The 15,740-nt window shown below is 37.0% G+C and carries 20 protein-coding genes; 2 read left to right on the forward strand and 18 right to left on the reverse strand.

The annotated features are described in order from the left end of the window. Positions 1-45: 45 nt before the first annotated feature. The gene (typA, locus tag PHW01_00165) at positions 46-1,860 is read right to left on the reverse strand and encodes a translational GTPase TypA (GenBank protein ID MDD5626418.1); all 1,815 of its coding nucleotides are present in this window, start codon (positions 1,858-1,860) and stop codon (positions 46-48) included. Between the two features lie 270 nt (positions 1,861-2,130). Between typA and PHW01_00170 the strand changes: the two genes are divergently transcribed. Together PHW01_00170 and PHW01_00175 are read left to right on the forward strand one after the other, a co-directional pair. Then, positions 2,131-2,718: a hypothetical protein gene (locus PHW01_00170; GenBank protein ID MDD5626419.1), complete on the forward strand. Its 588-nt coding sequence runs from the start codon at positions 2,131-2,133 to the stop codon at positions 2,716-2,718. A 15-nt stretch (positions 2,719-2,733) separates the two neighbouring features. Then, positions 2,734-3,270 (forward strand): hypothetical protein, encoded by a 537-nt coding sequence (locus PHW01_00175; protein ID MDD5626420.1) that lies wholly within the window; start codon positions 2,734-2,736, stop codon positions 3,268-3,270. Positions 3,271-3,393: 123 nt separating this feature from the next. Here the strand turns inward: PHW01_00175 and PHW01_00180 are convergent, their stop codons facing one another. The 17 genes from PHW01_00180 to PHW01_00260 all read right to left on the reverse strand — a co-directional run bounded on the left by PHW01_00180 (position 3,394) and on the right by PHW01_00260 (position 15,735). Beyond that, positions 3,394-3,645 carry a GIY-YIG nuclease family protein gene (locus tag PHW01_00180; GenBank protein ID MDD5626421.1) on the reverse strand — a complete coding sequence of 84 codons (252 nt, stop codon included), beginning with the start codon at positions 3,643-3,645 and terminating at the stop codon, positions 3,394-3,396. A gap of 247 nt (positions 3,646-3,892) precedes the next feature. After that, positions 3,893-4,222, reverse strand: coding sequence for a DUF86 domain-containing protein (locus tag PHW01_00185; protein ID MDD5626422.1), 330 nt, complete (start codon positions 4,220-4,222; stop codon positions 3,893-3,895). Further along, positions 4,212-4,517, reverse strand: coding sequence for a nucleotidyltransferase domain-containing protein (locus tag PHW01_00190; GenBank protein MDD5626423.1), 306 nt, complete (start codon positions 4,515-4,517; stop codon positions 4,212-4,214). The genes PHW01_00185 and PHW01_00190 overlap by 11 nt, the downstream gene beginning before the upstream one ends. Positions 4,518-4,683: 166 nt before the next feature. Next, positions 4,684-6,960 carry a tetratricopeptide repeat protein gene (locus PHW01_00195; protein MDD5626424.1) on the reverse strand — a complete coding sequence of 759 codons (2,277 nt, stop codon included), beginning with the start codon at positions 6,958-6,960 and terminating at the stop codon, positions 4,684-4,686. A 304-nt stretch (positions 6,961-7,264) separates the two neighbouring features. Then, on the reverse strand, positions 7,265-7,840 hold the full coding sequence (locus tag PHW01_00200) for an LAGLIDADG family homing endonuclease (protein MDD5626425.1): 576 nt from the start codon (positions 7,838-7,840) through the stop codon (positions 7,265-7,267). A 6-nt stretch (positions 7,841-7,846) separates the two neighbouring features. Then, positions 7,847-8,374 carry a hypothetical protein gene (locus PHW01_00205; GenBank protein MDD5626426.1) on the reverse strand — a complete coding sequence of 176 codons (528 nt, stop codon included), beginning with the start codon at positions 8,372-8,374 and terminating at the stop codon, positions 7,847-7,849. 109 nt (positions 8,375-8,483) lie between these two features. Beyond that, entirely contained in the window at positions 8,484-9,599 is a 1,116-nt protein-coding gene (locus PHW01_00210; GenBank protein ID MDD5626427.1) for an FISUMP domain-containing protein, read from the reverse strand. An 884-nt stretch (positions 9,600-10,483) separates the two neighbouring features. Continuing rightward, a complete protein-coding gene (locus PHW01_00215; GenBank protein MDD5626428.1) occupies positions 10,484-10,699 on the reverse strand; it encodes a hypothetical protein in 216 nt (71 codons plus the stop codon). A gap of 78 nt (positions 10,700-10,777) precedes the next feature. Beyond that, complete coding sequence (locus tag PHW01_00220; GenBank protein MDD5626429.1) at positions 10,778-10,930, reverse strand: hypothetical protein; 153 nt, start codon at positions 10,928-10,930, stop codon at positions 10,778-10,780. A gap of 102 nt (positions 10,931-11,032) precedes the next feature. Then, positions 11,033-11,254, reverse strand: a complete 222-nt coding sequence (locus PHW01_00225) for a hypothetical protein (GenBank protein MDD5626430.1) — start codon at positions 11,252-11,254, stop codon at positions 11,033-11,035. 589 nt (positions 11,255-11,843) lie between these two features. Beyond that, positions 11,844-12,695, reverse strand: coding sequence for a hypothetical protein (locus PHW01_00230; GenBank protein MDD5626431.1), 852 nt, complete (start codon positions 12,693-12,695; stop codon positions 11,844-11,846). A gap of 659 nt (positions 12,696-13,354) precedes the next feature. Continuing rightward, entirely contained in the window at positions 13,355-13,576 is a 222-nt protein-coding gene (locus PHW01_00235) for a hypothetical protein (protein ID MDD5626432.1), read from the reverse strand. A gap of 22 nt (positions 13,577-13,598) precedes the next feature. Beyond that, the gene (locus tag PHW01_00240) at positions 13,599-13,730 is read right to left on the reverse strand and encodes a hypothetical protein (GenBank protein ID MDD5626433.1); all 132 of its coding nucleotides are present in this window, start codon (positions 13,728-13,730) and stop codon (positions 13,599-13,601) included. A 7-nt stretch (positions 13,731-13,737) separates the two neighbouring features. Next, positions 13,738-13,992, reverse strand: coding sequence for a hypothetical protein (locus PHW01_00245; protein ID MDD5626434.1), 255 nt, complete (start codon positions 13,990-13,992; stop codon positions 13,738-13,740). A 99-nt stretch (positions 13,993-14,091) separates the two neighbouring features. Then, positions 14,092-14,670: a basic secretory protein-like protein gene (locus tag PHW01_00250; GenBank protein ID MDD5626435.1), complete on the reverse strand. Its 579-nt coding sequence runs from the start codon at positions 14,668-14,670 to the stop codon at positions 14,092-14,094. A 300-nt stretch (positions 14,671-14,970) separates the two neighbouring features. Then, complete coding sequence (locus PHW01_00255) at positions 14,971-15,516, reverse strand: hypothetical protein (GenBank protein MDD5626436.1); 546 nt, start codon at positions 15,514-15,516, stop codon at positions 14,971-14,973. Positions 15,517-15,528: 12 nt separating this feature from the next. Beyond that, positions 15,529-15,735 carry a hypothetical protein gene (locus PHW01_00260; GenBank protein ID MDD5626437.1) on the reverse strand — a complete coding sequence of 69 codons (207 nt, stop codon included), beginning with the start codon at positions 15,733-15,735 and terminating at the stop codon, positions 15,529-15,531. Positions 15,736-15,740: the final 5 nt, after the last annotated feature.

The raw sequence follows: 15,740 nt of genomic DNA on the forward strand, positions 1-15,740 counted from the left end.
TGAAATAAAAAGGTCAAGATTCAAAACCTGACCTCTATTCCCTTTTTATCTCTTCCTTTTATCCCGAATGCGGTCAATTTCGGTTAAGATTTTTTTTCTTAGGCGGACGGATTGAGGAGTAATTTCCAAATATTCATCATTACTCACAATTTCTAATCCTCTCTCAATAGTTAATTGAAGGGGTGGAGTGAGAATCAGCGCTTCCTCGGCGCCTTTGGAGCGCACATTAGTCAAGTGTTTGCCTTTAGTGGGATTAACCGCCATCTCATCGCCTTTGGCTGTGTTGCCGATAATCATACCCGCGTAAACTTCAGTGCCCGCGTTAATATAAAGAGCGCCGCGTTCTTGCAAATTATACAGGGCATAAGCGACAGCGGTGCCTGTTGCCATGGAAACCATTGAGCCGACTTTTTTCTTTTTAATATTGCCAACAAATGGTCTAAAACCGATTACCTGACTATAAAGAATGCCTTCGCCCTTTGTATCAACCACGAAGTCGCCGCGATAACCCAATAATCCTCGAGTGGGAATTTCAAAAATAATGCGGGTATAATTTTTTTCTTGGGTGAGGCTAGCCATTATCCCCTTTCTTCGGGATAATTTTTCAATCACCGTGCCCATAGCAAAATTCGGCACGCTCAAGGTTAACTCTTCAAACGGTTCAAGCTTCACCCCATTTTCTTCTTTTATAATGACCTGGGGCTCGCTGACCTGAAGCTCGTGGCCTTCGCGCCGCATATTTTCTAATAAAATCGCGACATGCAATTCACCGCGGCCATATACTTTAAAATAATCTCCGGGCGAAAAATCAATTTTGAGGCCCACATTCACTTCCAGTTCTCTTTCTAATCTTTCCCGAATTTGGCGGCTGGTTACTTTGGCGCCTTCTTTGCCCACAAAGGGTGAATTGTTAACTGAAAAATTCAGAGAGATTGTCGGTTCATCAATATTAATCGCGGGAAGAGCTTCCGTGTCTGGATCATCACAAATTGTTTCACCGATATCAATATCAGGGAGACCGGCGAGCATCACAATATCGCCGGCAGAGGCTTCCGCCACTTCTTTCCTATCCAAGCCTTGAAAGGTAAAGACTTTAGCAATTTTGCCCGGGCGCGCCGCGCTGCCTCCCTTTTTAACATAAACTTTATCGCCCGCCTGAACAGTGCCTTCGTAGACGCGGCAAATCGCCAATCGTCCCATAAAATTATCATAAGCAAGATTAAAGGGTTGGACTTTTAACTTCTTCTCACTTAATCCTTCCTTGGAAGCGATCGGGACCTCCTTTAAAATAAGGTCAAGAAGAGGAGTTAAATCTTTGGATTCATCGCTTAGGTTTTTTTTAGCAATGCCTTCTCTGGCAATCGCATAGACTAAGGGGAATTCAAGTTGTGCTTCATTGGCGCCGAGGTCAATAAAAAGTTCGATTAATTTATCATGCACCCAGGCTGACCGCGCCGCTTCTTTGTCTATTTTATTAATCACTACGATCGGCTTTAATCCGAGCTCTAAAGATTTTTTAAGAACGAATTTAGTCTGGGGCATAGGACCCTCCTGCGCGTCCACGACTAAAATGACGGAATCTATGGAACGCAAAACGCGCTCCACCTCGGAACCAAAATCAACATGACCGGGAGTATCCACGATGTTAATTTTAGTGCCCTTGTAAAAAATAGAGGTATTTTTGGAGTAAATGGTAATGCCGCGCTCTTTTTCAAGATCATTAGAGTCCATGCTGAACCCTTCTTCTGCCGCGCCAGTTTGGCGCATTAGGGCATCGGTAAGGCTGGTTTTACCATGATCAACATGGGCAATAATGGCGATATTTCTAATTTTTATTTTATCAGAATCTCCGATTTCCATAAAAAAAATTTAATGAAGTTTTTAATAAAAAACCCCGCTTACAAAAGAAGGGGGGAATTTTTCCGTTCCATCCTCGCTTTCTTTACTTGGATTATACCATATTTTTGTAAAATGACAATAGCGACAAAAAAAATTAACTTTAGTTGCCAAATTTACTCCTTCGTGCTATTATATACAGCTCTTGAATCCCCTGCCGCAAACGGCGGAATGTAAAAATTCAATAGACAACTGCATACTAGAAACTGTAAATCTATAAAGGAGGTAAGGAAGATGTCCAGAGGGTTATATTATATCCCAATGTTGCATACGGAAGAAGAGCTGGGCGGGCTAAAAGAAACCTTAACAGAAGCGCACAAGAGTTTGTTTAGCGCCCAACAAACAGAGGTGTTATTCAAAGAGATAAAAGAATACTGGAGATTGGTGGCAGAGAGAATTGAAAAAGCCGCGTTTCGCGAAAGAGAAACTGCCTCTCCCCTGCACATTTTTGTAGACAGTTTACCCAATGGCACAGAAGATCTGATCCAGAAAACAGTACAGAGCTTAATCGCTTCAGGCAAAATCCCTGCCTACCAAATTATTGCCAAACTGCAAGCGGACGGCGCAAAAGTGCACGGCACAGAAAATCTTGAATGGCTTATTAAAGAGGTTAACTATTGGAAAGCTGTGGTCGGGCGCGAGCGACTAAGAAACCCCCAAGAGGAAAAAGAGCTCCTTGAAAATCGCGATAAGGCGATAATTGACCGCATCAACGAAGTAGTGCCCCAAGAAGAAATAGGCATTCTTTTCATCGGCAGAATGCATAATGTGGTAAAACCGCTAACCCAACAGCCATACAACTTTGAAATAATCTATCTATGAAAGAAGGTGAAAAGTATGCCGCGAGGCAAAGCAAAATGCGGGAAATGCGGGTTCTTGGTAATTGCTGAAGTGGAGCAAATTATTGAATGCCCAGGTTGCGGCAGAAAATTCTATATACCTAATGAACCGCGATACACAAATTCTTTAAATTCTTTAAGAAGCCACTCCATTGCTCAATTAAGTTCGGGTCTTGGTTTGAGGCCTCTCTGGAATACAGAAGATTCAAGGCGCTTTACAGACGCACCTGAAGGCAAATGGGAGATACACCCAGAAGCAAGGCGCAAGGATTTACGGATAAAGCTGCTGCCTTTTCCAGCAAGAAACGACCCCGAACTGATGCTAGAACAGGGCTGGTTGAGGGTTATTGTAGAATTCTACGGTCACGATGAGATTGAGAAGATTGAAGTGGCTGTAATAAAAGGCGAACTCATCCTTCAGAGCCACCTGTCTCTTTGCCCTTATCGCAACGCAATTGCCTTGCCCGAGGGCTTTGGAACAATATCCGAAGCCACCTTAAGAAATGGCATACTAGAGGTGAAAATAAAAGAATAATCTCCCTACTATTAACCATTTAAAGATATCCTTGCGATATCTTTTTTTATTTATTCAGAATAAGAATCTTCGTTAGTTCAATTCTCCCAAATTAAACCATTAGTTTATGCAGAATTATAGGGTTCAGGTCTGGTTTTTTATTAAATTAAGTTTCCTTTTTCGCCGCCAGCTCTTAATCTCGGCTTCTCTTTGTCTTGCCTCTTTTAGTGTTTTATATTCCTCCGAATGCTTTAAAACAACCGGCCTGCGAATTTTAGTATAATGGGCGCCATGTTTTGATTGATTATGTTCTTGCAATCTCTTTTTTAGATTATTGGTGCAACCAACATAAAGAGAATTATCCGCGCATTCAAGGATGTAAGTATAATACAACATTTTTATTTACTCGCTTTGCAGCTTACTCGCTTCGTCCTCCTTCGTCGCTCCACTCCTTAAGAATTCCTTAGTGTCTCGTTTTGTTCGAGCTGGGCATAAGGTACGACCCGCCTGCTCACAAGCCTGATGGCGAAGCCAATGGCGGGCAGGTCTTCGAACCTTTTTCATGCTGAATGAATGGGAAAATGAATTTGTGACAACAAAAAAACCTAGAGTTTCGAGAATTTTAACGTAAGCGGTAATTATTCTATTTTAGGGCAGATAAAATTGATTTTTTCAATTCTTTCAAATCTTCTTTGCAGGTTTCCCAAATAATTCTTTTGTTTACGCCAAAATATTCATGGATTAAAACATTGCGGATGCCAATTATTTTGCGCCAAGGGATTTCGGGATTGTCTTGGCGAAATTTATCACTGACATTATTCGCTGCTTCACCGATGATTTCTAATTCTTTCATTACGGCATCAATAATTAGATCATTGCAACTAAAAGAACCATAAGATAAACCACTCAGATATTTTTCAATCTTAGTGATTGCGTCTTGAATGTGTTTTAGGTATGTATAGTCATCTTTCATAGATGATTTCTGCTTGATTTAGAACTTCATCGCGGAAATATTCACTTAGTTGTTCAGGGGTAAGAAGATCGATGGGTTTATTAATTTGGTCTTCGAGATCATTTTTGATTTGAACAAATTTAAAAAGTCCCACTTTAGCTTTTGGCGTAAATTCAATAAGAAGATCCACATCGCTATCTTTCTTTGCAGTTTCTGATAAATAGGAGCCAAAAAGAGAGACTTTTTGAATATCTTCTAGGTGGGGATTTTTAATAATGGCTTCTTTAATTTTAGCTTTGATGGCTTGTTTGCTCATAATAATATTGATAATGGATGGTTGATTTTAATATAACATTTTTGGGGGAAGGTGACAAATAAATGTGGGGGAATTATGCTATTTTGGATTTTGAGTAAAAAAATAGCACAATCCATACGAGAGATTGTGCTCAATGAATGTATTCATTTACAATCTTTAATTGGGCTTATTTTTTATATGCCTCTTTTCTGTTTAGCACAAAAAAATATAATTCTTTACGATCATTATTTATTCTCCAAAAGATTCTTACAGGTCCCCTTTTGAGCTTACGCCATCCCTCATAGAGCACATGCAAACGAGGAAATAAGGATCTTTGGTATGGCTCAAGCATCAACAGATATATCAGCTTATCAAGAATCTCTTCGCCTCCAACTGTTAGACTATTTTTAAAATAATCGTTGAAGGCAGTAGGGATCGGTTCAATAGCTTCATTGTTACTATTAGGATGTGCTAATACAAAGAAACTCCACCCTTTAGTTGGGCTTTGAGTATTAGTAACCGTTTCCTCTACTACTTCCACAATGACCTTCGTTTTTCTGTTCTTCTTCTTTGGAGCCCTTTGGGAAGGGGAAGTAGTTTTTGAAAAAAGATAAGAATTATAAGATAGCCCCAGTTTTTCTAATATTATCCACATCAAGAAATCCTGATGAGCCCTTCTTAACTCTTCATCTTCATACCAATCTTTCTTTATAAGTTCATCGGCAACCAGAACTCCAAAATACTCATCTGAATCTGAAGCCTTTTGAAAAAGTTCTTTAAGATGACTGAGTTCTACAACTTTTCCAATCCGTTTAATGAGTGTAATTATTCTCCACGCTCTGTCAAACTGATTTTTAGGAATCCTATGCCGAAGATCAGCCCGCTGAATGTCTAAAAAACCAAGAATGATTTCTATTCCTTCATCTACATCTTCCAGCTCTAGACATTCAGCTCCGCGAAGGAATAAATATTCCACAAAGTTACTTATCTCATCGGAAGCCCTGCGATGGTCTCTTGTATATTCGTCGACAATATCCATGGTTCTGCCTGGATATTTATCAATGTATACCCTCAAGCCATCAAACCCCCTTAAAGCCTCCTCTCTATCAGCACGCTGGGCTGAATCCTCTTCTTGATTTTCTGATTCAGAAGTCAACATTGCTACTAGCTCTTCTTGGAGTGGATGATCTTCTTTTTTATGACTGAGTTCACCGTCCACGTCCACAATTTCTTTTGCTAAGAAATGGGCTTCCTTGAATCTTTTTCGAGAATAAAACAAAGCAAATAAAACTTCCTTTTCCGTTCGCAATAAGTCCTCGAACTTTTTGTCTTGCTTTTTGATAAAACGTTGAAGTAATCTAATCGCTTCATCAGAATTTTTTTCTTTTAAATGAGATAAAACGCTATTCCAGATTTTTTGGGGATTCCCCTTGGAATATGGTGGGAGAAAAGGGAAAATAAAGATGTTTTCAAGAGACAAATTGTCATAGTTACCTTTTATTATCTCTTTAAGGACTTGGTTAGATCTTTCCCGCTTTTCTTCTAACTCTTTTTTAACTATTGCTTCACTTTCCTGTTCTTCATTACCTTGGGAATAATTGGCTATTTCATTTCTTATATCTTGAATCCAATTTTTAATGGTTTGATTAAGATCTTGTCGGTTAACACTTTCTTCAATTAGGGCTTTAACCAAATTATAGTTCCCATCGAAATAATAAACCATAATTTTTAGGATTACGGCTACCCCATCCAAGTGTGGGCAGGAAAAATCCGGAAGCTCAAGAATTTGTTTTCGAATATCCTCTCTTCTGAGTAAGTGTATATATTGCTCGGAAGTATCATGGCTAGACATTTCTTCAGAATTCCATAGTTCAGTCAATGGGCTCCATGCCAGCATTAAACATTGCATAACATTGATGGGGCATATTAATGGGCCAAAGGTTGCCAGCACTTTGGCTAAAATATTGTCTCCGCAATCAATCTGACGGTAGGGCATCTGAAAATCCTTGGGGGATTTTTCAATTGCGATTTGACAGGCTTCTATATCGCCGAAAAATAAGAGCTTTGAAAGAACTTTTTCAACTTCGTTCTTATTTATTTCTCCTGTATACTGCAAGAAATTACGCGCTGATTCAAATAAAGATAATTTATCATCAATGCGCGCTATAGTGAGCGAAAGGTGATTCCATAACTGCGCATTCTTTGGATAGGCAGAAACCCCTGATTTGAGCATCTTAATAATTTCATTTTCAGAGGCATCATCTTCAACATCTGAATGCCGTCCTGCTATTTCGGCTTTCTTAGACCTTTCTTCATATATTTTTTCAACACAGTAAGAGGCGAGTATAAACATATTAGGACTAGGCTTTTCGGCTTGACCAATGGCTCTTTGATAATATTTAAGTGCCTCTTCATAACGTTTTTTGCGAAGGAAACCATTTCCTCTGTTTTCATTCGGGTTCATTAGATCATATCCTCCTTTCAAGGAATGAATTAGTAAAGAACATTAACGGTTTAACTTTAACCTTATAATAATAGAATATTTTCGTATTTAGTCAATGAAATATGGTTTTACTAAAAAATGTCTTTAATAAGCCATTTTAATGCAAGCTGGGCATAAGGTACGATCTTCAAACCTTTTTTATGTTGAATGAATGGGAATGCCCTGTAAAGACAGCAACTTTGATAGGTTAAAAGTTGAAGGAATTACTTTCAAAACGAAAAGGTGCTGGCAAAAATAGAATCAACCCCTATTTCCCTATTTCCTCCTAGTTACCATTTGCAATTTTCTTGGCTCCAGCATATTGAGGATTAATCCATTTAGGAACCTGCTTCTTCCCTGTGACTCTCGTTTTAAGTATGCTAAAAATATATTCTAATTGTTTTGTTTCTTCTGGGGTATAAGTGATTTTTTTAAATTTCCTTTCTCCATGCCCCGGAATTTGATGGGTTCTTTTTCTTGCTTCATACATAATCAGAACCGCCGCCTTCCACAAAATGAATTCTCTGGCCTTCTTTGTTCTTAATGGATATTTTTCAAAGTGAGGAATAACTGCCTTTACCAAATCTGGAATTGAGGTTACTTGCCATTGAGCTTGACCATAAGCATGCAAGAGTTTCAATGATTTTGGATTTGATACTGCAAAGTTTCCGCAACCATTAAAATATTTTTGAATATCTTTTAGAATACTTTGATCGTCACCTCTAAGATTAATTGCAAATGCGGCTTTCCAATAAAAATAATGAAAAATTTTACTTTTCTTTTGTTGTTTATCCTTCCTAACATAAATTGTAAAGCACCCCTCTCCGTCGGTAAATCCTGTAATATAATATGGATGAATCATGATTTTTTATGAAAGTCTAATGCAATAATTTTTTGGGTAAACTATCCATACTTCTTTGAAATCACTGTTATGAAAAATAATTTTAAATTTTTCTGTTACATTATTTTTGACTCGCGTGGTGACATTCCAGAATCCGTCCAGTAGAAGAATTATTTCTTTTCTCTCTTTGCGATCCAGATTCGACAATTTTATGATTTCTTTTTTCCATTGGTCGATTAATGGGTGGCACTCTCCTTGATCAACTATTCTTAAAAAGCTGCCAATTTTTTTATCGTTAAGATATCTTCTTGCTTCGGGATCAAAAGTTTTGATTTGTAGTTTTAATACTTTTTTGATATCAGACTTACTATTTATTAAAACATCAATAGAGTCATCAATGTTGGGTTGGATTTCTGACAGAATGTAATTTGTTTGATTTTTTCTATTATAGAATTTAACAAATCTGGAGGCAACTTGTAGTTCTTCAGGTTTATGGGGATCATCCGAATTTTTTATTAGTTTTTGAATTTGTGCAATTGTTTTGCATATCAACATTATTTTTTATAACAAAAAGTAAAATATCTATCTTTAATTATGTCTCGAAATTGGTATTAAGGCAAACATTCTGCTTCTTTTAGCTATTTCTATAATATGCCTATTTGTTTTATTGACAAAAGGCATTGAAAGAGGTAAATGTCCGAGGGGCCATATGCCAATCTTCTAAAATACTCCGGCTACATCCGTACTTGTAATGGCCGCCGAGACCTTCTCCATGTGTTTCAGTCATCCTTGATAGTATTTGATCACAACTACAACCATATGTATAGTCCATATTAAAGTTTTTGGATGGCTTTTTTCCTTTACTTGCAGTAGTTTCCCAGCTATCCCCATCCCACATCCAACGGTTTACTCCAAGCCTTATCGAGGGATCATCTGCAACTGTTTCTGGACATTGATCATCTGTATTCAAAACTCCATCGCCATCTTCATCAACTTCGATGTTAGTAGTGTCAGCGAGGCACCGAACAGAATAACCGAACGCCTTTTGATAGTTGGAGCGGTAAATCATATCATTGCCAGAACCCATGCCACGATTCCACATGTAAGAAGGGACTATGTGTGGGAGTAATTGTTCAGAGGATGACAAAAAATGAATAGCTGGCTCACGCTTGTCAAAAAAACTGTCTTCCCCATTCGTTTCATGGTTGCCAGCTCCTATCGCATCAAAACCGGAGCTTCCGCCGAGCTTGAGTTTAGTTCCAGCATCGGCACAGCCCCAACCCAACCTTGCCGCATCACATGTCTGCCCCGGTGTTTTTAGATAATTTTCCAGTATATAAAATTCCTCATCAGTCGGGATGTGCCAACCGTTGGGACAGATGCCTTGATTGAGAGTTGGAATACTGCAAGAAGTCAGATTGCAAGAATCAGGCAGGGCGTTGGCTTCGGCCCAGGTATATAATCCTCCTTCGCTGGTGCAATAAGCTAGAGAATTGTCATAACACCATTTTGAAAAAGTGTTTGGATCATTGAGGGTTGGAGCGGTGTCATCAGGGGTTTCAAAATTCCCTATCATTTCTCCAGCATTGAGATTTTTTTTGAACCAACATTGGGTGCCGATGAGAACTGTATTGTAGGTAACGCCTCCGTATGAGCAAGCGTTTCCGCAGGTCGTCGAAGCGCTACATTCAGCTGCCTTAGTATCTTTTGGAAAAAGAATTATAGCTCCGGCCAGCATGATTAGGATCAGTAGACATTTTTTGATCTTTATGTTTTTCATAGGTTTTTAGTTGATAATAAAAAAGCAAAACGCCTACCCTCAATCTCAAAAACTTGAATCGGATGATTAGTAAACATTTTGCTTGTTTTAGCTCTTTTTATGATATACCTATTCGGTTTTCTTGGTAAACGGGTTCAAATATTGTAATTTCGAACTTTTTTGATTTTTAACATTCGAACTCTTTGTCTTTGGCTTAATGCAACCGAGAATAGACCGTTTTTAGCTCGGTCATCCTAGCAAGCTGGGGAGGCAGGATCTCTCGGCAAGCTCGAGATTAAACATTACCTCTCTAACCTTTCGACAGTCTCAGGGCCTTTACTAAGTTTTTTGAGAAGATCGATATTTTGCTTAATTAACGCTAACTTCTTTGGGAAGCTCCATTTTTTAAGTTGAATTTCTCTATTTTCAGCGTCTTGCCGTCTATTATATTTTTCATAATAAACAAGCCTTATATCAGAAAACCTCTTGGTGTAGAATGATTTTTTATTTTTATGTTGAGAGATTCTTTCTTGAAGGTCATTCGTGATACCAATATAAAAGATTTTCTGATTGCAAAGAAGAATATATGTATACCACATTTTTTGAGGACAGGCCCTGAGCCTGCCGAAGGGCTGGGCATAAGGTACGATCTTCGAACTTTTTTTGTCCTTAACGAATGGAAAAATGAGTTTATAAAAGAAAAAAAGGTTAGAGTCCGGAAAGTCTATGCGTAGGATAGATTGTGCCAGCCAAAGACAGCAACTGTCATTGTTTAAGCTTAGGTTGAATGTTATTCAATTTTTGGTTTTTATTTATTTTCAAATACTTTTAACGTTTAATTCTAATTTCTTAATTCTTTTTTCATGATTTTCAAGATCATCGGAAAAACGGCGGTTCTGTGAGTATTACATGGTGTTTTCCTGGACTAAAGTTTCCAGATTTTTAGCTATTTTATCATTGCTAGTTAAAACCTGATCAAATTTTTCTGACATTTCCTCTCTAAGATCATTTTCGAGATTTTTTAAATCTTGTTTGGTCGCAAAAACCTCTTCCATGGCTGGAATTAAAACTTCCCGAATATCTTTAATGGTTAATGGTTGGTTGTCTATCGGTTTAGGCATAGATCTATGTCTTTAGTATAACATTCTATTAAGATAAGTTAAAGTGTGGATAAAAATATCGTTTAGATTTTTTATTATTCAAATTTTGGTTAGATTATTCGTGCGCCTTATCGCTTTAATCGCTTTTTTAACATCTCTGGTTATTTCCCACTGTTTGGCACTTTTATTCCTGACTCTGATTTTAGTAAAGATTTTCATTGCCTCTTTACGTTGTTTGGTTGCAGAATTCATAAATTTTACAGGAATAAGTAATATTAGGTAAATGGAAGGGAAAATACAATCATGATGGAGAGTTTTATTGTTAAGGTATAAGACTTTAACTAATCAATGAATTTATTTTAGTAAAATTTGCTGCCAGTATCTTTCAAGATATCGGATAACTTCTCGCCAAGCATTCTCTAATAGATTATTCGGGCTATCAAAGTCTTTTCTAACTTTACCTCCGGAACCTACAGAATGGTGAGTAACCTCTCTCCAATCAAGATATTTATGTTCTTTTTTGAATTTTGGGAATCTAAAGCGAATATAACTGCCATTGATTTCTATAGCTGGCAAAAACCTGCCATGTAGTATTCTGTTTCTGTATTGCCTCAAAAAAGAGAGAGGATCCTTTATTTTTGACCTCCATGCAATTCTTGCCTTCCGACCTTCTTTTGTGGACCATGCTTTATAAAGTTTGGGGTTTATAAAGCGTTCTAAAAGTTCGTCAGCAACATCTAGGCACGCACAAAGTCTCGTGATACCCTCAATAAATTGGTCTATATTTAAAATGCAAACATTTTTAAGCTCATATACTCTTGCTAGATGTTTCAAGGCAGTATAATGTAGTTGCGCAATACATATATCATTGGCTGTTTTTTTAATTCTTTTTAATTCTTTGTCGGTTTTAAAGAATATATTGTGGGGACGATTAGTAAGAGCAACGATTTTCTTTTTCCAGAACTTTTCATAACTGGGGAATTCACTTGGCAGAAATAAAAACCAACATTTTTGTTCTGTATCGTCACCATCATCTTTTAAATGGTAGATTTTTTTTATTTTTAGTATTGTAGCTTTAGATTTACTTCTATTTTACCTCTTTCATTTTTATGGAGCAAATAAAAAAGGACAGTGTTTATCTGTCCTATTAGAGACTTGTTTTTCCCTAATTAATAATGAACTCTGTTTCGAGTTCATTATTCTGCGGCACATATTGCCGCCATATCCTCCCATTATTGAACCATAGCGGATCTATAACAAGACCCGTCGTTCCTGGTTTTAGTCCCTGATATCCCACTGCAAAGAATGTAGACGTAGGTAAAGATCTGCCGTATGTCCAACCCATGCATAAAAGAAATCCAGGGCCTGCTGGAAGTGTCCATAGATAAACGTCCTCTACCTTACAATTGATTGAAACAATATTAATTGCTTCAGGATCATATCGTATCACGAAACAGAAACCATTTATTCCATTTAGTCCGTAAAATGAGAGAATACTATACTCATTCATATTGCCTGTCCACTTGGCAGAGAGCTTAATCGTTGGAACAACTCTAAGTGTTCCTTCTATCCCATAGACCGCCGGACCTGTGTAGAGGTATGATTTATATCCGCCATCAGAGAAATATATATCTCTAATACAAATATAGTTCATTCCTTCTACCAGTCCTTGGAAGTTCATGGTCAGCCTGAACTCGTTCGGAAGATTCCCGTTTTCCGCCCAACCGGTGAAGAAGTAGGCGTTATCTTCATTGGGGTGTTGGAAGTAGTTTATTGTGACTCCTTCTGATGAATACACGCTATTCAAGGCCAAGTTCGGGGGAAAGGTCATGTAGAATCTAAAAATAGTTGCTTTTAATCCTCCAATACCGGAGAAATTCATGTATTTGTCTACATTGTTACCAACCGCTACTTCGTAGTTGTGGTCGTTAATGTTTACATAAACTTCCGCCAGAGATGAGGTTGCAAGGGTTAAAACCATTAATCCAGCCAACGCGAACAAAGACATCTTTTTCATTGCATACTCCTTAATGTGTGAATGTGTGGGTTGTAGAAAGAATAGAGAACAGGGTAACTTTTGATTATTTTGACCGCTTAGTTTGTGTGTAACATTATCGCTTAAAAGAGCGCTTTGTACTTAAACTCGAAGTTTAGGCACAAATTAGCTATTTCAAGTGAACGAGGAATTTGAAAAGGGCAAGAATGAGCGGAATATCGAAAAATATGGAAGAAATTGAAAAGAGATAGTTTTGTTTATAGATTTTGCACTATATCATACTTATTACAATCTGTCAATATTTTGAGACTATTTTAGCTAAAATAAGGCAAAAAAATGCCATTCAACTGGCACATTTTTAATTTTGTGATTGTAGTATGGCATTTTTATGTACTTTATAATTTCGGCACTTCGTTCTCCTTCGTCGCTCCGCTCCTCGGAGTTCCTCAGTGTCTCGTTTCACTCGAGCTGGGCATAAGGTACGATCTTCGAACCTTTTTCACTCTAAATACTTGGGAAAACGAGTTTGTGAAGAGAAAAAAGGTTAGGGTTAGGAAGGTTTATGCGTAATATAGAATATGCCAGCCAGAGACGAACAGCGCCATTATAAAAGGTTGGTGAATATTACTCAATTTTTTTCTTCATCTATTTGTCAAATAGTTTTAACTTTTAGCTCTAATTTATTGATTCTTTTTTCGTTGAGCTTCAAGACGATCTAAGAAACGGCGATTTTGAGAAAATTGTATTTTCTTTTGTTGGATTAAATCATCTAGCTTTTTCAACATTTTATCTAGGACATTCATTACGAGATTGATGTTTTTTTTGATAGCAAACTTTTCCAAATTATATTTGGGAGCAAAATTCAGTGTATTCTCTTTACGTTGTTTGGTTGCATAATTCATATTATTGATATATCAATCTCATTTAGGTGATATATTCTCTAACCATTAGCGCTTGAAGCCGTGTGACTTGGAGAGTGGTGATGACTTGAGCGATAGTGGATTCAAGCCACGTGCTTCTAGCCATTACGGCTCGAAGCGTGATGATTCGAAGCATTACGGCTCTATGCACCATGATTATTTATATCTGACGATTCTGTTTTCAGCGAAAAATAATGTTGTTTTTCACTTTTTAATTCCATTGCAATAACATCGGAATAGCCTTTGTTTTTAAAATATTTAGTTTCTTGAACAAAATTTTCAAAAGCGGATTTTGCATCATCTCCACTATTAACTCCTAAAACTTGCATATTTTCAACATCCTCTTCACTTGGGGTTTTAGTTTCACCCTCATGGGTGAGGAAAATAAAATGTTTCATTGTTTTATTGTTAGAAAATCTGTCACATCTTCTTCTATGAAGTCTTATCACCGCACGTAACGACGGAATCGAATAATATGGTATCGCTGAATTCTAGAATTACAGGGGATAAATTACTTCATAGGGAGATTCACGTTTATAATCCTTCCATAAAGACCGTACATCCTGTTTAAAGACTTCCATAAGGAAATCTTCTATTCGCTCACCATTATAAATCCAGTCATTAAGATTTGGGATAAAATTTTTTTCTGGGCTTTTCCTCTCCAACCAGATGATGAATGCTGCGGCACAATAGTATATATCAGTTTCGTAGCATTTTCCTTGCGGACACTCAATCTTCCAACCTAGATCGTCTTTGCCAAATCTATATCTGCAATATTGCGCCATACCTTCTATAATCCATTTTTGAGTATCATCACCATACTTGTTCTTCTCAGGATAATTTTGAACGATGTGACCGACCTCGTGAACCAAGCACCCCATGTCCTCTAAAGAGTTATCAATACCATATTCAATCTCTGTTTTTTGGTTGTTTACGCCTAAGCCACTTCCTTTACGGAAGGATATCTTAATCTTATCATGCGGCACTTTTTTCTTAAGGAAATCAAATACCCCTTGGTAGTGCTTATCAAAATATTCCACCAACCTTTGGGCCCTTTTGTGGCAACTCGGAAACATCGAATAATCGAATACACAATGATGGCCATATATAATGTATTTGTTGCTATTTTCTGTTCTCATGAGATCCTCCCGCATATTAGTCAAAATTTAGACATTCAAATGAATCTACTGCTACCATAAACCTACTGTAAAGGTTAAGAAACTTTGTAGCTTTATTGAACGTCATCTAATCAGAGAGCTCTCCGCCAAATCTCTTTTTATAAAACTCCTTAAACTCATTTATATCCTTCTCGGATAACACTTTGTTTTAATTGATTTTGTATTTTATCTATAATGTCAAAATGCTAAAGATATGAATTAAGAATTTTTATCCTCAATTGGTCTACCGAAATAGTTACTTAATGCCCATCCCAAGTGGTGACGCCCCCAATCAGTCATAGTAATAATTTTATTGCTCTTATATTTTTCTAAAAAAGTTTTTGGAATATAATGAATAGTTAAAAAATCTACCAAGGAATCTCCTATAATTCCTTCTAATTCTGGTAAATAGAACCAGTAGTTAATTTTGCGTTTTTTTATCAGTCCTGCTTTACCATCTGTAAGTATACCGTTATCTTCAAATAGTTTAATCGGATAAACCGGGGCAATAATTATATTTTCTTTATCCTGAACATCGCAGGTTTGAGATAATATAATTATATTATTCAGCTTTGCGTTTATCGCTAAAAGCGCCTCGCCATTATTAAATGATTTCTCCCCAATCTTTATTGCTTCGTATGTGTTGGTCTTTTTTAGGTTCTTTAAACTTCGCAATTCATCTTCAAAAATAAAAAAGGGGGCGTTTTTGATGACATCCCCTTGATATAAAATATCAAAACTCAAATCTTCCGATTTCACATACATAAAATCTAAACATTAAAAGCTTTTGGTTTCAAAAACCTTTTTATAAAACTTTATTCTGTCTTCTTTAGAAATCGTTTCTTCTGGGGATAAATCATCAAAGATGATGGGGTTTGAATTAAATTTATAGTCTTTCTTACTGTCGTTAACATCGGAATTAGAACTCTCGTGGAGAGTAATGTCTTCAGCACCTGTTTGTGAAAAATATTTATATTGGGTCATATATT

The organism is Patescibacteria group bacterium (assembly GCA_028717685.1).
Taxonomy (GTDB): domain Bacteria; phylum Patescibacteriota; class JAQUNI01; order JAQUNI01; family JAQUNI01; genus JAQUNI01.